The sequence below is a fragment of the Sorangium sp. So ce296 genome (assembly GCF_051529605.1).
Lineage (GTDB): Bacteria > Myxococcota_A > Polyangia > Polyangiales > Polyangiaceae > Sorangium > Sorangium cellulosum_D.
The window spans coordinates 4,181,139-4,197,243 of sequence record NZ_CP150325.1; the positions used below are offsets into that span (position 1 = coordinate 4,181,139).

18 protein-coding genes are annotated in these 16,105 nt (G+C 71.2%); 9 read left to right on the top strand and 9 right to left on the bottom strand.

Annotated elements, in window-relative coordinates:
* Positions 1-1,035 carry a BMP family lipoprotein gene (locus WME98_RS15690; RefSeq protein WP_437952014.1) on the bottom strand — a complete coding sequence of 345 codons (1,035 nt, stop codon included), beginning with the start codon at positions 1,033-1,035 and terminating at the stop codon, positions 1-3.
* 231 nt (positions 1,036-1,266) lie between these two features.
* On the opposite strand from WME98_RS15690, the gene WME98_RS15695 reads away from it, so the two are divergent.
* The 4 genes from WME98_RS15695 to WME98_RS15710 are packed head-to-tail and all read left to right on the top strand — an operon-like array spanning position 1,267 to position 4,298.
* A complete protein-coding gene (locus WME98_RS15695) occupies positions 1,267-1,950 on the top strand; it encodes a hypothetical protein (RefSeq protein WP_437952015.1) in 684 nt (227 codons plus the stop codon).
* Between the two features lie 5 nt (positions 1,951-1,955).
* Positions 1,956-3,257, top strand: a complete 1,302-nt coding sequence (locus tag WME98_RS15700; protein WP_437952016.1) for a c-type cytochrome — start codon at positions 1,956-1,958, stop codon at positions 3,255-3,257.
* A gap of 28 nt (positions 3,258-3,285) precedes the next feature.
* On the top strand, positions 3,286-3,681 hold the full coding sequence (locus WME98_RS15705; protein WP_437952017.1) for a hypothetical protein: 396 nt from the start codon (positions 3,286-3,288) through the stop codon (positions 3,679-3,681).
* Entirely contained in the window at positions 3,678-4,298 is a 621-nt protein-coding gene (locus WME98_RS15710) for a DUF1349 domain-containing protein (protein ID WP_437952018.1), read from the top strand. Before WME98_RS15705 ends, WME98_RS15710 begins: the two co-directional genes overlap by 4 nt.
* 27 nt (positions 4,299-4,325) lie before the next feature.
* On the opposite strand, the gene WME98_RS15715 is transcribed toward WME98_RS15710, so the two are convergent.
* Positions 4,326-4,919: an NAD(P)H-dependent oxidoreductase gene (locus tag WME98_RS15715; protein WP_437952019.1), complete on the bottom strand. Its 594-nt coding sequence runs from the start codon at positions 4,917-4,919 to the stop codon at positions 4,326-4,328.
* A gap of 68 nt (positions 4,920-4,987) precedes the next feature.
* On the opposite strand from WME98_RS15715, the gene WME98_RS15720 reads away from it, so the two are divergent.
* Positions 4,988-5,917 carry a LysR family transcriptional regulator gene (locus WME98_RS15720; protein WP_437952020.1) on the top strand — a complete coding sequence of 310 codons (930 nt, stop codon included), beginning with the start codon at positions 4,988-4,990 and terminating at the stop codon, positions 5,915-5,917.
* 58 nt (positions 5,918-5,975) lie between these two features.
* Here WME98_RS15720 and WME98_RS15725 read toward each other — a convergent pair whose 3' ends face one another.
* Both WME98_RS15725 and WME98_RS15730 read right to left on the bottom strand, forming a co-directional pair.
* Complete coding sequence (locus WME98_RS15725; protein ID WP_437952021.1) at positions 5,976-6,485, bottom strand: DUF3291 domain-containing protein; 510 nt, start codon at positions 6,483-6,485, stop codon at positions 5,976-5,978.
* A 23-nt stretch (positions 6,486-6,508) separates the two neighbouring features.
* A complete protein-coding gene (locus WME98_RS15730) occupies positions 6,509-6,658 on the bottom strand; it encodes a hypothetical protein (protein WP_437952022.1) in 150 nt (49 codons plus the stop codon).
* A 16-nt stretch (positions 6,659-6,674) separates the two neighbouring features.
* Here WME98_RS15730 and WME98_RS15735 point away from each other — a divergent pair, with 16 nt between their 5' ends.
* The 3 genes from WME98_RS15735 (at position 6,675) to WME98_RS15745 (ending at position 10,731) form a co-directional block, all read left to right on the top strand.
* Positions 6,675-8,984, top strand: coding sequence for a hypothetical protein (locus WME98_RS15735; protein WP_437952023.1), 2,310 nt, complete (start codon positions 6,675-6,677; stop codon positions 8,982-8,984).
* Between the two features lie 151 nt (positions 8,985-9,135).
* Positions 9,136-9,897 carry an SDR family oxidoreductase gene (locus WME98_RS15740; RefSeq protein WP_437952024.1) on the top strand — a complete coding sequence of 254 codons (762 nt, stop codon included), beginning with the start codon at positions 9,136-9,138 and terminating at the stop codon, positions 9,895-9,897.
* A gap of 87 nt (positions 9,898-9,984) precedes the next feature.
* Entirely contained in the window at positions 9,985-10,731 is a 747-nt protein-coding gene (locus WME98_RS15745; RefSeq protein WP_437952025.1) for a class I SAM-dependent methyltransferase, read from the top strand.
* Between the two features lie 28 nt (positions 10,732-10,759).
* Here WME98_RS15745 and WME98_RS15750 read toward each other — a convergent pair whose 3' ends face one another.
* The 3 genes from WME98_RS15750 to WME98_RS15760 form a co-directional block, all read right to left on the bottom strand.
* Complete coding sequence (locus WME98_RS15750; protein ID WP_437952026.1) at positions 10,760-11,233, bottom strand: hypothetical protein; 474 nt, start codon at positions 11,231-11,233, stop codon at positions 10,760-10,762.
* 73 nt (positions 11,234-11,306) lie between these two features.
* On the bottom strand, positions 11,307-11,867 hold the full coding sequence (locus tag WME98_RS15755) for an NADPH-dependent FMN reductase (protein ID WP_437952027.1): 561 nt from the start codon (positions 11,865-11,867) through the stop codon (positions 11,307-11,309).
* Positions 11,868-12,098: 231 nt separating this feature from the next.
* Positions 12,099-12,290 (bottom strand): hypothetical protein, encoded by a 192-nt coding sequence (locus tag WME98_RS15760; RefSeq protein ID WP_437952028.1) that lies wholly within the window; start codon positions 12,288-12,290, stop codon positions 12,099-12,101.
* A 219-nt stretch (positions 12,291-12,509) separates the two neighbouring features.
* Between WME98_RS15760 and WME98_RS15765 the strand changes: the two genes are divergently transcribed.
* The gene (locus tag WME98_RS15765; RefSeq protein WP_129579747.1) at positions 12,510-12,938 is read left to right on the top strand and encodes a DUF6184 family natural product biosynthesis lipoprotein; all 429 of its coding nucleotides are present in this window, start codon (positions 12,510-12,512) and stop codon (positions 12,936-12,938) included.
* Between the two features lie 173 nt (positions 12,939-13,111).
* Here WME98_RS15765 and WME98_RS15770 read toward each other — a convergent pair whose 3' ends face one another.
* Positions 13,112-13,345 (bottom strand): hypothetical protein, encoded by a 234-nt coding sequence (locus WME98_RS15770; protein WP_437952029.1) that lies wholly within the window; start codon positions 13,343-13,345, stop codon positions 13,112-13,114.
* An 80-nt stretch (positions 13,346-13,425) separates the two neighbouring features.
* The gene (locus WME98_RS15775) at positions 13,426-16,041 is read right to left on the bottom strand and encodes a hypothetical protein (RefSeq protein ID WP_437952030.1); all 2,616 of its coding nucleotides are present in this window, start codon (positions 16,039-16,041) and stop codon (positions 13,426-13,428) included.
* Between the last annotated feature and the right edge of the window lie 64 nt (positions 16,042-16,105).

The window sequence follows — 16,105 nt, forward strand, 5'->3', positions numbered from 1 at the left end:
TTACTTGGCGTCCTTGGCGGGCGGCACCGTCGTCTTGAGCGTCCCGTCGAGGAGCCCTTTGCGGAGCTCCTCCATCTTCGCCTTCACCTCGGCCGGGACCTTGCCGTCGAGATCGTGATACGGCGCATACCCCGATTTGCCCTGGAAGTTCCCGGACGGCAGGTTGCCTTCCTTGGCCATCTTGATGAGGTCGAAGGCGCCCTCGGTGATGAGCTTGACGGCGCTGGAGAGCAGCACCTTCTGGGCCTCGGGCACCGTGTAGTACTGGTCGGTGTCGACGCCGATCGCGTAGACGCCCTTCGTGGCCGCGCCGAGCAGCGCGCCGTTGCCCGTCTTGCCGCCGCCGCCGAAGACGATGTCGACGCCCTTGTCGATCATCGAGACGGCGGTCGTCTTCCCCCACTCGGGATCGGTGAACGTCTTATCGAAGCCAACGTCGTTGTGGTAAACGACGCTGAGCTCGATGTCCGGCTTGACGTGGCGCGCCCCGGCGCGGAAGCCCTCGCCGAAGCGGTAGACGGGCGGGACGGCGTCGGTGGCGAGCACCGCGCCGATCTTGCCGGTCTTGGTCATCAGCGCGGCCAGCGCGCCGACCAGGAAGCCGCCATGGTCCTCGGGGAAGACCAGGCCCACCACGTTCGGCTTCGTGTCGGCCTGGAACTGGTCGATGCCGATGAACTTGACGCCCTTGAACCGATCGGCCGCGGCGTGCGTCGCCTCGGTGAGCCCGAAGCCCGACGTGACGACCACGTCGTACTGCTCCTCGGCGAAGGTCGCGATGTTCTTGGGGTAATCCTTGGGATCCGTCGTCTCGATGTACTGCGTCGTGGCGCCGAGCTCCTTCTGCGCCCGCTGGATCGCCTCCCAGGCCGACTGGTTGAACGACTTGTCGTCGATCTTGCCCATGTCCGTCACGAGGCCCACGCAGAACACCTCGGGGCTCGCGCAGTCCGCCTTCTTGTTGCGGGTGCACGCCGGGAGCGCGCTGGCGAGGGCCAGCAGGACCGCGATCGCGAGGCGCCGCTTCTTCAACATGCCGGATCTCCTTGGAAGGCCCGCATTGGACACCGGGCAGCGCACCAAGGCAACCCAGCGTTCGCATCCGCCCACCTTTACTTACATCGGGCAGCCGGGCTGAGCGGTCGCGCGGCGAAGGTGTCGCGATCGCGGAGCAACTTTTTTTTCTGAGGCGTTGTCACAGTCGATCGGCAGCGCCCGATGAGCGACGGGGCGCGCCGGCGCAGCCTGCCCGAGGAGGTCCTTCCCATGAATGGTCCCGCCGTTCGACTCACGCTTGTTTGTGCTCTCGCCGCGTCCGCCCTGGTTCCTTCGGGGGACGCGGCCGCCTGCGGTGGCGTGGAGATCCTGCCCGCGATCGATCACCGCGTGATGGGGGTCGCTCAGGCCGAGCAGGCCCTGCGCGACGGCCGGATCACCGCGGCCGCCGGAAGCGTGATCCGCATGTTCCCCGAGATCCGGCGGATCTCCCACGACAAGGATCCGCTGCTCAACCGGGCTTTCCGCGTCCTCGCGGTGGCCACCGCGCGCGCGGGCGGCGCGCTCGACGTCCGGCCGGAGGTGCCGCGCGAGCTGCTCGAGACGTGGGGCGGGGCGTCGGCCGAGGAGCGCAAGGCGAACGTCGACTGGTCGATCCGCGCGCTGCGCCGGCTGAACGAGCACCGAAAGGGCGATCCCGCGCTGCAGACCGACCTCGGCGAGGCGCTCGCCCGGTCGCCGGAGCACCGCGGCGAGGCGCTGCAGCTGCTCGGCGGCCTGGCGGAGAAGGACCTCCTGGCGAGCCCCGAGGCGTACGCGGCGCTGGCGCGGCTGCGCGCGCTGTCGGGGGACGCCGCGGGGCACGACGCCGCGGCGAGCCGCTGCGAGGCGATGGCGAAGGACGCGGCCCTGTGCCGGACGAGCCGCGCGATCGACCCGCGCCCGCAGAGCTGACGCCGATGCGCGCCCGTCCGCTGCTCGCCGCGCTGGTCGCGCTCGCCTCGAGCGCCGCCGCGTGCACCTCCGAGGACGCGCGGGGGCCCGAGCCCGCCGCGCCCCTCTCCGCGGGCGGCGGCGCCGCGGAGGCCGCTGCCTCCGCCCCGGCCGCCGCCGCCGCGCAGGCCGCCGTCGTCGCGGTGGCGGCCGGCGATCCGGCGCGCGGGCAGCGGCTCGTCGCCGAGCTCCAGTGCAACCGCTGCCACGACGGGACCGGGCAGGCGCCCGCGCCGCGCGACGCGCACTGCGTCCAGTGCCACCAGGACATCGCGGCGGGCCGGTTCCAGGCGCCTGCCGCGGCGATGAAGCGGTGGAACGACAACCTGGTGCAGCTGCGCGACGTCCCGTCGCTCGCCGCCGCCGGCGACCGGCTCCGGCGCGACTGGATCCGCGGGTTTTTGCTCGCGCCGCACGACCTGCGCCCGCGCCTTCACGCGACCATGCCGCGGCTCGCGATCGGGCCCGAGCAGGCGAGCGACATCGCGGCCTACCTCACGCGCGATCGCCGCGAGCGGCCGCGCGAGGCGCTCGGCGGCGCGAGCGCGGCCCGGGGGCGCGAGCTCTACGAGGCCAAGGGGTGCGGCACCTGCCACGCCTTCACCGGGGCGGCCGGGCTGACGGCGGTCGCGCCGGTGAGGGCGATGGAGAAGGAGACGCGCGCCGCGGTCGCCCTGGCGCCGGATCTGCGGCACGCGCGCGACCGGATGGAGCCCGCGGACCTCGCCGCGTGGGTGCTCGATCCCGGGGCGATCAAGCCGGGCACGCCGATGCCCCAGGTGCCGATGTCGCCCGCCGAGGCGCGGGACATCGCGGCCTTCGTCGCGACCACGGCGCTCTCGCCGCCGGCGCCGGCGAGCGCGCCCGAGCGGCTGCCGCTGCTCTCGCGCCGGGTGACCTACGCCGAGGTGGACCGCAGGGTGTTTCGCGTCACGTGCAGGCACTGCCACTCCGAGCCCGATTACGCGCTCGGCGACGGCGGGCCCGGGAACACGGGCGGCTTCGGGTTCAAGCCGCGCGGGCTGAACCTCGCGACGTACGAGGGGATCGCGGCGGGCTACGTCGACGATCGGGGCGAGCGGCGGAGCGTCTTCGCCCGCGGGCCGGACGGCGTGCCGCGCCTCGTCGCCGCGCTCGCGGCGCGGCAAGCGGAGGAGGCCGGCCGCGCGGATCCGGCGGTGCGCGGGATGCCGCTCGGGCTACCCGCGCTCGGCCCGGAGGAGATCCAGCTCGTCGAGAGCTGGATCGCGCAGGGACGGCCGCAATAGCGCGACGGGGCGCGGCCTCGCGCGCCGCGTGATCGGAGAGTTCGAGTTCGTGGCCAAGGATCACGTCATCCGCCTGGTGCCCCGCGGGGACGCGCACCTCCTGGGCGATCCCGAGCTCCTCGAGGAGGCCCTCTGGAGCCTGCTCGTCCAGTCCGTGGCGGTCGCGATGGAGCGCGATCCGGTGCTGATCACGATCGACGCCGCCTCGGCCTCGCGCGTGCTCATCACGATCCCTCGCCAAGCCCTTCGATCTCGACGAGCTCCACGACGCGGTGCTCGGCCCGCGCGCGCCCTCGGCGTGAGCGGCGGCGCCGGTCCGCGCAGGAGCGCGCCCGGCGGCGGCGCGCTCCGTGGTAGGCTCCCGGCCCGCGCCCGCGCAGGAGCGGATCTCACGGGGCGCGACGTGTGGAGGCCAGCGTCATGACAGGGCAGCTTCTGGAAGAGGGCTTTACCAGAATCGGGATCGACCCGCGGCTCACGTGGCGCAACCCGCCCTCGCGCTGGGTGGTGGAGCCGGAGCGGGGCGTGCTCGTGGTCGAGCCCGGCGCGAAGACGGACTACTGGCAGCGGACGCACTACGGCTTCCGCACCGACAACGGGCCTTTCCTCTTCACCCGCGCCGGCGGCGACTTCGTGATGACGTGCCATGTGCGGTTCCGGCCGGCGCACCAGTATGATCAGGCGGGGCTCATGGTGCGGATCGCGGAGTCGTGCTGGCTGAAGACGTCGGTGGAGTTCGAGCCGGACGGCCCGAGCCGCCTCGGCGCCGTGGTGACGAACGCGGGCTACAGCGACTGGTCGACCCAGCCGTTCCCCTCGGATCGCCGCGAGGTCTGGCTGCGCGTGCGGCGGGAAGGGCCGGATTACCTCGTCGAGAGCTCGGACGACGGCGGGGCCTGGACGCAGATCCGCATGGCCCACCTGCACGAGGACGACGGCGCGCGCGAGGTCGAGTGCGGCCTCTACGCCTGCAGCCCGGTGGGCGAGGGCTTCACCGCCGAGTTCGACCTGCTCCGGATCGCGCCGGGGCGCGTCGCGTGAGCCCCCGCGGCGCGGGCGGCGCCGGCGTCATCGCCCGGCGCTGAACCGCCGCGCGTCCCGTTCGCCGATGCGCTCCATGTCCCGGAGCCAGGCCGCGCGTTGCTCGAGGGTCCGGGTGTTCTGGTTGAACAAGGTGGTCTCGCGGACGGGCCCGAAGCCCACGAAGCGCAACGTCGCGTTGACGAACGAGGCATGGACCGAGCGCCGGTGCCAGAAGCGGTACCACCAGCTCGGGCTGTCCATCGTGGTCACGACGCGCGCGCTGCGACCGGCGAGCAGCCCCTCGGGCAGCGGGCTGCGCTTTCGATAGGCGAACGACCAGCCGGGCAAGAAGGTGCGATCGACGAAGCCCTTGACGAGCGCGGGCGGGCCCGCCCACCACGTGGGGAAGAACCACGCCACGTGGCTCGAGCGCTCGATGGCGGTCCGGGCCTCGAGGAGATCGGGCTCGAGGTCTTGCCGACCGCTGAAGCCGGCGCGCAAGTGCGGATCGAAGGCGAGCGAGCGTAGGGCCAGGTGCTCGACGCTGGCGCCGCCCCTCTGGAGGCCGCTGGCGTAGGCCTGGGCGAGCGCGTCGCTCAAGCTGTCGGGCGCTGGGTGACCGTGGATGATGAGGTGCATGCGTCGATCTTGGACATGCAGCAGCCGCTGGGTAGACGGACCTGGGCAGGCGTGCCATGCGTGGATGCATGGCACGCTCTCGCGCTTCCGCGCCGGCTGGCAGTCCGCCCGCCGACGTGGATTGGGACGATCTGCGCCTCTTCCTCGAGGTGGCGCGCGCGGGCAGCTTCTCGGCCGCCGCCCGCAAGCGCGGGATCGAGCAATCGACGGTGAGCCGGCGCATGGCGGCCTTCGAGCGAACGCTCCGGGCGGCCGTGTTCGATCGGCTCCCGGGAGGCTCCATGCTCACCCCGCTCGGCGAGCAGCTCCGCCGCCACGTCGAGTCGATGGAGGCCGGCGCCGACCGGCTCGTGCGCGAGGCCAATGGCCACGAGAGGGAGGTCGAGGGCCTGGTTCGCCTGGCGCTCACCGAGTCGATCGCCGTGCACGGCGTCATTCCGCGCGTGCTCCCGGTGCTCGCCGAGAGGCACCCGCGCGTGTCGCTCCACCTGCTGACCAGCTACGAGGCGGCGGATCTGGGCCATCGCGAGGCCGAGATCGCCGTGCGCTTCTTCCGGCCGAGGAGCGGCGATCTGGTGGCCGCGCGCATCGTCACCTTGCCCACGGTGCCTGTCGCCCACCGCAAGCACGCGAAGAAGAGCCGCGACGAGCTCGACTGGATCGGCGTCGACCTGGGCCGCATCCCCGCGGTCGAGGAGGACTACCAGAAGCGGCACGTGCGGAAGGCCCCCAAGCTCGTCGTGAGCAGCTACATCGCTCAGCTCGAGGCCGTGCGCGCGGGCCTCGGCGCCGCCGTCTTGCCGCGCAGCGTGCTCGACCTGGACGACGGCCTGGTGGAGCTCGATCTCGGTCTCCCCGCAGGTCCCGTGCTCGAGCTCTGGCTCGTCACGCCGCGCAGCCTGCGCCACGTGCCGCGCATCGCCGCCGTGTGGGACGCGCTCGAAGAGCAGCTCCAGTTCCTGAACAGCGCGCGACGCGCGCGGGCACGTCCGCGGTGAGCCGGCGTGAGCCCCCGCGGCGCGGGCGGCGCCGGCGTCATCGCCCGGCGCCGACGGCTCAGCCGGCCGGGCAGCGCGGCGCGTCGTCCGCGGGCGCGGGGATGGTGGCGTCCGGCGCGTCCGGCGCGGGGAACGGGCGGCGGAAGGTGAACGCGTGGGGCGTCGGGCCGTGCCGGCGCAGGTGGTCGAGCCGCTCCTCGGCCTCGGCGACGGTCGGGGTGTGCCCGGCCGGGATCCACCACAGCACCGCGATCGCCTCCTTCATCGGGACGAACCATTCCCGGCGACGGCGCAGCACGGCGGCGTGCTCGGGATTGCGGAAGACGAAGTCGGACAGGGCCTCCGCCGATTCCCAGACCGACATGTTCACGAGGATCCGGTCGTCGCCGAACGCCCGCACCGCGGTGGCGTCGCCGCCGTAGCCCTGCAGCCGCCACACGAACCCTGGCGCGGCGTCGGCCAGCGCGTTGACCGGGGCGAGCGCCGACACGAAGTCGGCCAGCCGCGCCGAGTCGAGCGGCTCGAGCGGCAAGGCGATGTTGACCTGAGCGAGGTGGTAGGAAGGCATCCGGGGAGGATAGCGCGCGGAGCCTACGGTTGCCGGAGCCGCCGCGAGGACAGGAGCGCGAGGCCCCCGGTGCGCTCCGCGATGCGCTGGAGCGACGCGCGCAGCGCGGCGGTCTGCTGGGGCACGTCCCTGGGCGCTGCCTCGGCGATGAATGGCCCGGGAACCGGGGGCATCCATGAGACCATGCACATGAGAGCCAACACGCTTGTCGCGGTATCGTTCGTCGCGCTCCTCGGCTGCTCCGACGCGGGGGGCGGTAACCTCGGCGGAGGCGGAGCTGCTCCTGGAGCAACGACGGGCGCGGAGGGCAGCGGCGGCAACCAGGGCGGCTCCGGGGGCGAGGGTGGAGGCGCCGGAGGCGGCCTCGGCGGCTCGGGCGGCGACGGCGGCCTCGGCGGCGACGGCGGCTCGGGCGGCGACGGCGGCAACGGCGGCCTCGGCGGTTCCGGCGGCGAAGGCGGCGGCGTCGGCGGCTCTGGCGGCGAAGGCGGCGGCGTCGGCGGCTCCGGCGGCGAAGGCGGCGAAGGCGGCGGCGCCGCCTCCTTCGGGCCGTGCGGCACGTCATCCCTTTCGCTCGGCGCTCCGGAGGCATTTCTCGATCTCGGTCACGAGCGCCGCCTGGCCCGGCTCTTCGTCTCCGGAGGCCGCGTCCTGAGCTGGGATTACGAACGCTGGATCCTCTGGGATACGGACACCGGCGCCGCGATCGCCGGCGGCCGCGCGCCGGGCGGCATCGACCCCGGCGACCCGCTGGCTGGAGAACCGGAGTCCGAGCTGCCGGGCGGCGTGGCCCTCCGCGGAGACGTCGTGCTGGTCCAGACGAACCCACAGCACGCCTTCGAGCTGCGCAGCGCGGTCGACGGCTCCCTCCTGGCCTCCGTGACCGCGGAGTACGACGACGCGGGGCTCGCGACCGACGGAAGCTACGCCTGGACGCGCAACCTGTCCGCCAGGACGATCACCCTCTTTAGCACCGCGGGGGTCGAGCGCTGGTCCGCGGCGGTGAGCCACTATGGCGACGTCCACGCGGAGCCGGACGCGCTGCGCGTCGGCCCGGGGATCGCCCCCCTGCAAAACAGCATCGCGGTGCTCCCCGCCGACGGCTCGCCTCCCACGGTCACCCCCGCATTCTCGGGCACATTCCACGCCTGGTTCCAGGACGGCGAGCGCTACCTCACCACCGCCGGCACCACGGTGCGCGTGTACTCGAAGGCGGCGATCCAGGAGAGCATCGTCAACATGCCGTCGATCAAGCACCTCGCGGGGACGCGCGACTATTTCTGGTCGCTCGCGGACGGCAGACCGGACGACCCGCTCGTGATCTATCGCGTCGGAGGCGGAGCCGTCCCCGTCGCCGAGTACCCTGAAAGGGCCGACTACCGCTACACGTTCGTGCCGACCGAGCGCGCGCTCGCCTTGCTTCGCCAGGGAGAGCCGAGGCTCGACATCATCGATCTCGACGGTGCCGAGGTGAGCCTGAGCGAACACCCGCTGCCGCTGGCCAACAACCGCAGCGTCACCATCGACCAGGACCTGCGCTGGGCGGTCTCGAATGGGCTCGGCGCGATCGCGCATAAGGGCACCCTCACCGATCCGGAGGGCTCGGGGCTGCTCGGTTGCGGCGCGCTCAGCGCGGTCGCGGGCTCTCCCTCAGGGCACGTGGCCCTCGCGACGGCTTCGGGGAAGACGTTGATCTATGATACGGCCGCGCTCGACGCCCGACCCTCGGCGATCGCCCCGCTCCACAGCTCGAAGGTGCTGCTCTCGTCGGACGGCAGCCTGCTCGCGGCGCGCGCTGGCATCGATTCGTATACGGAGGACAGATCGCTCCGGCTCTTCTCGCTGCCGGACGGCGCGGAGCTCGCCTCGCTCTCGCGCGACGAGGTGGTTCAAGACTTCTCGATGTCGTTCGACGGCAGCACGGTCGGTCGCACCTACCTCATCGACGGCCGCATGACGGAGCGCGTCGTGAGCGACTGGTCGGGCGGCGCGCCGCTCTTCCAGGACACCGGGATCCTTCGGCCGGCGCCGCTCGTCTCCCCCGACGGTCACCACTTCGTCGTCACCGACACCGTCCCCACGGAGGGCTGCGGGTTCACGCAGTTCTACGAGGACGGCGCGCTCGTCAACGCGGTGCCCGGCTGCGCGATCGGCTGGATCGACGACACCCGCGTGCTCGTCCAGACCTACGTTTTCAACAGCAACCGCATCCGCTGGGAGTACCAAGCGTCGACGATCTACGACGAGCTCGGCAATCCCGTCTCCGCGCCGCCGCTCCCGAGGATCCCCATCCGCACCGACCTCAACTTTTCGTCCTCGTACGACGACTACGGGATCCAGCCGGTCTCGGCGACGTTGTTCTACTCGCGCGGCGACGGCGTCCTCTACGACATCGACACAGGGGCGGCGCTCGCGACCTTCCCGGCCTGGCGGAGCGCCCCCGCCGGCGCCTTCATGGTCTATCCGTGCGGCCACGGCGTGTGCGCGGAGACCTACTGAGCAGGCCGCGACGTCGGCGCGTGGATTCGATGGCAAGATCCGGAGCGCAGCCCGCCCCGGCGGTCGCTAGCTTCCCTCGTGACGCGGTCACGCGCGGCGCGATCCAGAGGGAGCGCCTGTGAGCGGACCGCCTCGCCAAAGGAGCAATTCCATGACCATGCGACTCGAGGGCAAGGTTTGCATCGTGACGGGCGCGAGCTCGGGGATCGGGCGGGCGACCGCCGTGGCGTTCGCGCGGGAGGGCGCGAAGGTCGTCGTCGCCGGCCGCCGCCCCGCCGAGCTCGAGGCGACGGTGCAGGCCGCCGCCAGGGCAGGCGGGCAGGCGGCCGCGCGCGCCGCGGACGTCACCAAGGAGGATGACGTCCGGGCGCTCGTCGGCTTCGCCATGGAAAGGTTCGGTCGCCTCGACATCGGGTTCAACGCCGCGGGAGGGACGTTCCCCGGCGCGCTGACCCACCAGCTCGACGTCGGCGACTTCCGCGCCTGGCTCGATAGCTACCTGGTGAGCGCGTTCCTGTCGACCAAGCACGAGGTCGCCGCGATGCTGCAGTCGGGCGGAGGCAGCGTGATCAACGTGGGCACCTTCGTCGGCCGCACGAAGGCGCTCCCCGGCACGGCGGGGTACGCCGCGGCGAAGACCGGCCTCATCGGCCTCACGCGCACGGTCGCCGCCGAGTACGCGACGCAGGGTATCCGCGCCAACGTGCTCATCTCGGGCGGCGCCGACACACCCATGTTCCGGCTCTGGAACGACACCGACGAGAAGCGCGCCTTCGCGGCCCAGCTCCATGCCATGAAGCGCGTCGCGTCCCCCGACGAGATCGCCAGCGCGGCCGTGTTCCTGGCGAGCGCGGACGCGTCGTTCGTCACCGGGACCGCGCTGGACGTCGAAGGGGGCGTGTCGCTCGGGTAGCTCTCCTGCTCCGCTTCTGCTCACGAGGGCGCCTGGCCCCCTCCGCGCAGCGTTCGTGATACAACGCCAGCGAGAGGACCGAAGGCCATGAGCGCGCTCTACGATCGCATCGGCACGTGCTATTCCGCCACGCGAAGGACGGATCCCCGTATCGAGGCGCTGATCAAGGACGCCCTTGGCGACGCCCGCTCGGTGGTCAACGTCGGCGCGGGCACGGGCGCGTACGAGCCGACCGATCGAGAGGTGCTCGCCGTCGAGCCCTCGGCGACCATGATCGCGCAGCGGCGGCGCGGCTCGGCGCCAGCCGTCCAGGCCAGGGCCGAGAGCCTCCCCCTGCCCGACCAGAGCTTCGACGCCGCCCTGGCCGTCAACACGCTACATCACTGGACCGACCTGCGGGCAGGCCTGCGCGAGCTCCGCAGGGTCGCGCGCAAGCGAATCGTCATCTTCATGCGCGACCCGAGGAGCGGTCGACCTTTCTGGCTGACCGAGGACTATCTCCCCTCGCTCGACCCGTCACGCAAGTACTCCGCCATCGCCGACGCGATCCGAGAAGAGCTCCCGTCCGTCAAGGCGCTGCCTTTCGCGTTGCCTCGCGATTGCGCCGACGGTTTGTTCGTCGCGTACTGGGGGCGGCCCGAGATGTACCTGGACGGCGAGGTCCGGCGGAACATCTCGAATTTCGCGCTCGCGGAGGAGAACACCGTGGAGGAAGGGCTCGCGCGCTTGAGGGCGGACCTCGCGTCCGGGGAATGGGACCGCAAGCATGGAGAGCTGCGACGGGTGGAGTCGCTCGACCTGGGTCACCGCGCGCTGGTCGCCGAGCTGGCGTGACGCACCACCCGGGCGGAGAGCGCGCCGCTCACCTCGACTCCGACGGGCGCCCGCCGCCCGTCAGCCGTCGTGCCATCCACGAGAGCAGCAGCACGCCCGCGGCGTCGGCCGCGAAGTCGGCGACGGACGAGGTCCGGCGCGGCGACAATCCCTGCGCGAGCTCCTCCAGGCCGGCGCCGGCGAGCACGAGCGCCGGGCCGAGGCGCGGGAACGAAACCCCGCGATGGATCGGGCGCTGGCCGAGCGCCCCGTCGACGCAGACCGCGAGCAGGCCGAAGCCCAGCGCGTGTCCGAGGAGGTCGGCGTGCGGGAACGAGGGGTGCGAGGTGGGGAGCAGGCCCAGGTAGGCGCCCGCGGAGGCGGCGGCGACCAGCGCGAGCTGGGCGCAAAGCAGGAGACGGAACTGGCTGATCCGTGCGGCGGTCATGTGCACGGCGTAACGGCGGAGCGCGCGCGGGCAATCCGAGGCGAGCAGGCTCCACGAGAATTCCTCGAGCGCCACGGCTCCACCACATCGGCTCCACGCCCGCTCCTCGCCGAGGAGGCTCACCCGCCGGCTGGCGCTCCGCGAGCGCTCACTTGTTGCGAAGGGTCTTCAGCGCGCCGGCCCACGCGAGCAGCTGGTCGAGCAGGGTTCCGACGGACGCCTCGTGGCGGGAGCGGGGCTTGAACACGCTGAATTTCTCGAAGTCGTCGTACAGGGAGAGCGTGACCTGCGCGCGCACGTCCGCGACCTGGAGCTCGGCCATCACCAGCCGGAGGTGCTCGACGGCGCGGACGCCCCCCGCGCTGCCGTAGCTCACGAAGCCGGCCGCCTTGTTGTTCCACTCCTTGTACAGGTAATCGATCGCGTTCTTGAGCGCGCCCGAGGTGCCGTGGTTGTACTCCGGCGTGACGAACACGAAGGCGTCGAACGCGTCGATCTTCGCCGACCACGCCTTGGTGTGCGGCTTTGTGTACTGCCCCATCGACGGCGGCGCTGGCTCGTCGAGCAGCGGCAGATCGAAATCCTTGATATCGACGAGCTCGTAATCGGCGCCGCCCTTCTTCGTCGCCACGCCGTGCACCCACTTCGCGACGGCCTCGCCGTTCCGGCCCGGCCGCGTGCTCCCGAGGATGATCGCCACCTTCAGCATGTCTCCGCTCCTGTCAATGGCCCCTCTCCGGTCGCCCCAGCGAGCGGCGTGATGCTCATTCCCACGACACCCCGGCGGAGAGAAGGGACCTTCGACGTTACTGCCAGATCGACGCTGCCACCAGCCAGGTCTCGCGCGTTCGCGCGAATGCGCGCCCGGTAGCTCCCACGCGTCGCGCAGGCCGGCCGGAGCGTGGCCGCCGCAGCAGCGGCGCTGGCGAGCTCGAGCGCGTCACGGCGTGCTCGGCGATGAAACGGCAGCCTCGGCGCTACGGGCGAGCGCCACATCCTCGATGATCAGGCCGAGCGCTGAGCGCAGCGCGAGCACAGCGAGCGGCCAGGTGGCAAGCGCGGAGAATGCAGGAAGCCCCGGCACCGGCGGGCCGCCTGCTGCGGGCGCGCACGCGGCGTCGCAATCTGCCACACGCGTGCGCCTGGCGCATGGCGGCGCGCCGCAGCGGACACGCGCGATCCTCGGCGCAGAGCGCCTCCGAGCGGCCGCGGACGCGACGGAGGGCGACTGGCACGGACGGTGCTTGAGCGGGTTGTACATGATAGCGAGCCCGCGGCGCATAACCGCGAAGCGGGCTACGCGTGAGGCCGCCATCCGACATTCTGGCGAGCTGCGAGAGAGGAAACAACGATGCAAAAGTGTCTCTGGGTTTCTTTGGCGACGACGATCGTCCTGGTTGGAGCCGCGGGCTGTGACGACGCCGCGGACACGGTGAACGACGTGCTGCCCGGCGAGGAGTCGCGCGAGGCGCGCATCACCCAGATCGCCGAGGCGGCGTGCGACCGGTACGCCGACACCGAGGCGGGCTGCCCTGGTTACGGCACCGGGGACGACCAGACCTATGAAACGGAAGAGGACTGCCAGCGCGATTTCGAGGACCGCGCGGCCGAGCTCTGGCCCGCGAGCGAGTGCGGCTCGGGGCAGATCAACGATAGCCGCTACGATGTCTGCGAGGAGCGCGCGAAGGCGGTCGCCTGCTCGCAGGGCGTCTTCGACGCGATCGCCGCGCTGGACGAGTGCAGCGCCGAGAGCGTGTGCACGGATCCCGCGGACAAGTGACCCCCTCTCGGCGGGCTGCCCGACCGGCAGCCCGCCGAGTACGTCCCCGAACGGGTTGAAGCCCCGAGAAGATGAACCACAGCGGCACAGAGGAACAACAAAATACCTTTGTGCCCTCTGTGCCTATGTGGTTCAGTCCCTTCATTCTCGGGCGTTTCAAGCGGAGCGGCGCCTTAGGGTCGCGCGTTCGCTCGTCGTGCCCGGGCCACGGCTGCGCCGATCGCCGCGCCGATCGCCGCACCGAGCAGCAAGCCTAGCCGGCCTGTCGCCTCGTAGCCCCGAAGGCCCTGGAACTCGAACCCGCTCGCGAAGTTGCCCCCGAAGAGCGCCCCCAGCAGCAGCCCCAGGGGCGCCCCCGCCGCGGCCCCGACCGCGGCGCCGATCACCAGCCGAACGACATCCCTCATGGCGGCGAGCCTAGCCGCATTCCCGCGGCGGCGCCACGCGCGGCGCGGTCACGGGGAGCCCGGAGCCGCGGCGAGCCTCCTCAGGGGTTCAACGTGGCGACGAAGGTCTCGAGACGCGCTGTGGAGGGGCGAGGGTCGGTGTCTATCGACGGGTAGATGTAACCGGCGAATGCAAACGTTCCATTCGGAGAGATGGTCATGTCCGCCCCGGCGCCTCGATAACCCGTGGGGACGTCGACGTGGGCGGACCAAAGCGTGGTCCCGCTGTCGTCGAGCTTGGTAACCACGAAGCCCCCGTCGAGGAGCATTCCACCAGCAGGATCCAGGGTTATATCCCCGGGGTAGGGAATCGTGCTGGAGGTGATGACCTCCCCTGCGGCGTCCAGCTTGACCAGCACGGCGAACGACTTGTCGCCAGCTCCTGGCGCGCCACCGCCGAAGTCGACGGTGCCATCCGTGTAGCCCGTCACCAGGACCTCGCCCGCGGCGTTGACGGCCACCGAGGTGGCCGACGCCCTGGGATCCACGTGCGCCTTGGAGCGGAATTGCCGCTGCCAGAGCAGAGCACCTGTCGTCGACAGCTTGACGACGCTGAAATCCGCACCGGGGGAGTAGACATAATCCTGATCCGCGTTCACCGCGAGCACGTTACCGTCGCTGTCGACCGCGATACCTCCCGACCCGCTCGAGGATCCTGGACTCTCGGATCCTGGCAGCATCTTATCCCAGAGGACGCCCTCACCTCCGGCGCTCACCTTTACCACGTGATAGGACACAGAATCCCAGCCACCAGCCACGCGGAGGACGAACACATTGCCGATGCCATCGACGGCCATCTCCAGCACACCCCCGAAGTCGATCGCAGTCCGCGGGAAGCCATTGCTCCAGATGTGGTTGCCCTCGGGGTCGAATTTGACCAAAAAGAGCGCGTTAGCAGAATAATCGGCGGGCGGGATGGGACCCCCACCAAAATCTGGGCTTTCATAGAAGTACGGCCCATTCCCATAATAGGTTCCGGCAAAGTAGATGTTTCCGCTTCCGTCGACGGCCAGGCTGGGGGCCCACTCGTCGTGCCCGGACCCGAAGCGCCTGCTCCAGATGAGCGAGCCGGAGGGGTCGAGTTTGAGGAGGAAGATGTCGAATTCTCCTTCGCTGGTGAGAGGGCCGGCGCCGAAGTCCACCGTCCCTGTGAAAACGCCGGAGACGTAGTAGTTGCCCCACGCGTCGCTCACGATGGACGTGGCGCCCTGCTCGCCGGGGCCGCCGTATGCCCGCGCCCACGGCGGGAGACGGGGGCACTGGGGATCGCCGTCGCAGTCCTCGTCCACCGGGCTGGCGCAGATCTCTGCGGCCGGCGCCACCGCACCTGCACACGGGCCATAGCCGAGCCCATCGGGGCGACACGTCTGCGTCCCGGTGGTGCACGGCCCGATGCCCACGGTCCCGGTGGGGCCCGTGTAGCAGGTGAGCACCGTGCCCGGCACGCACGTGCCTGGCGTGCCGCCGCCCTCGCCGCCGCTGCCGCCGACGCCGCTGCTGGCCGCGCCGCTGCCCCCCTCGCCGCCGCTGCCACTGCCGCCCTCGCCGCCGCTGCCACTGCCGCCCTCGCCGCCGTCGTGGAAGTGGTTGAACGTGGCGATGAAGATGTCGCTGCCCGCCGCGTAGGCGATCGGACCCGTCCCGAAGTCCACCGGCGCGAGCACGCGCCCGGTGGCTGCAATCGTGCCATTCGGAGCAAGGGCGATGTCCTCGAAGATCGCATCGGCGCCGATCGACCACGTCTCCGTCCCGCTCGCGTCAAGCCCGACCAGGCCACCCCCGGCGATGACGATGCCGCCGGCCGGGTCCAAGGCGATGTCGTCGTCGAAGCGAACCGAGCGGCTGAAGAGATGCTGGCCTGCAGCATCCAGCTTCATGAGCATCGGCCCACGAGGGAGCACGCCGCCGCCGAAATCGATGGTTCCGTCCGTGAAGCCCGTCACGAAGATCTCGTCCGCCGCGTTCACCGCCACCGAGGAGGCCGATACCCCGGTGAATCCCTCTGGCGCGCTTTGCCAGTGCATTGCTGACCAGAGAGGAAAGCCATCAGGATGGCACTTGGATACACCGATGTAGTATCGATCTCCACCCACCACGATCGCGTTTCCTGCGTTATCGATAGCGAGATCTGCTTCCTCCTCACTGGCGATGAGCGGAGAGGCCATAGTCATCCAGGTGATGGCGGTTCCGGCGACCAGCCTCGAGAGATACAGCATGCCGTCTCCAGCTAGTACGTACCCATTGCCGGCTCCATCGAGGGCGACTCGCTCGACCTCCCTGTGGGCCAACGGCTCACCCGGAAAGCCCTTGCTCCGGATGTGGTTGCCCTCGAGGTCGAGCCTGGCCACGAAGAGCGTGGACCGTTCGGCGGGCGCGAGGGGGCCCCCGCCAAAGTCGGGGCCCGGCACGGGAGCGTGGGCTGGACCAGCGTTATAGAATCCGGCGACGAAGATACTTCCGCCATCGCCGATGGCCACGGTGACGCTCTCATCGTCGTACTCGGCCCCGAAGCGCCTGCTCCAGATCACCGAGCCGGAGGGATCGAGCTTGAGGACGAAGACGTCGGATCCCCCTGCGCTGGTGAGAGGGCCGGCGCCGAAGTCCACCGTCCCTTCGAAGGCGCCGGAGACGTAGTAGTTGCCCGACACGTCGCTCACGATGGACAGGCCTCTGTCGTCGCCGGCGCCGCCGTATCCTCGCGCCCACGGCGGCTGGCGGGGG

Coding starts and splice junctions, on each gene's coding strand:
- WME98_RS15690 (WP_437952014.1), bottom strand. CDS start 1,035: ATGTTGAAGAAGCGGCGCCTCGCGATCGCGGTCCTGCTGGCCCTCGCC.
- WME98_RS15695 (WP_437952015.1), top strand. CDS start 1,267: ATGAATGGTCCCGCCGTTCGACTCACGCTTGTTTGTGCTCTCGCCGCG.
- WME98_RS15700 (WP_437952016.1), top strand. CDS start 1,956: ATGCGCGCCCGTCCGCTGCTCGCCGCGCTGGTCGCGCTCGCCTCGAGC.
- WME98_RS15710 (WP_437952018.1), top strand. CDS start 3,678: ATGACAGGGCAGCTTCTGGAAGAGGGCTTTACCAGAATCGGGATCGAC.
- WME98_RS15715 (WP_437952019.1), bottom strand. CDS start 4,919: ATGCACCTCATCATCCACGGTCACCCAGCGCCCGACAGCTTGAGCGAC.
- WME98_RS15720 (WP_437952020.1), top strand. CDS start 4,988: ATGGCACGCTCTCGCGCTTCCGCGCCGGCTGGCAGTCCGCCCGCCGAC.
- WME98_RS15725 (WP_437952021.1), bottom strand. CDS start 6,485: ATGCCTTCCTACCACCTCGCTCAGGTCAACATCGCCTTGCCGCTCGAG.
- WME98_RS15730 (WP_437952022.1), bottom strand. CDS start 6,658: ATGCCCCCGGTTCCCGGGCCATTCATCGCCGAGGCAGCGCCCAGGGAC.
- WME98_RS15735 (WP_437952023.1), top strand. CDS start 6,675: ATGAGAGCCAACACGCTTGTCGCGGTATCGTTCGTCGCGCTCCTCGGC.
- WME98_RS15740 (WP_437952024.1), top strand. CDS start 9,136: ATGACCATGCGACTCGAGGGCAAGGTTTGCATCGTGACGGGCGCGAGC.
- WME98_RS15745 (WP_437952025.1), top strand. CDS start 9,985: ATGAGCGCGCTCTACGATCGCATCGGCACGTGCTATTCCGCCACGCGA.
- WME98_RS15755 (WP_437952027.1), bottom strand. CDS start 11,867: ATGCTGAAGGTGGCGATCATCCTCGGGAGCACGCGGCCGGGCCGGAAC.
- WME98_RS15765 (WP_129579747.1), top strand. CDS start 12,510: ATGCAAAAGTGTCTCTGGGTTTCTTTGGCGACGACGATCGTCCTGGTT.
- WME98_RS15770 (WP_437952029.1), bottom strand. CDS start 13,345: ATGAGGGATGTCGTTCGGCTGGTGATCGGCGCCGCGGTCGGGGCCGCG.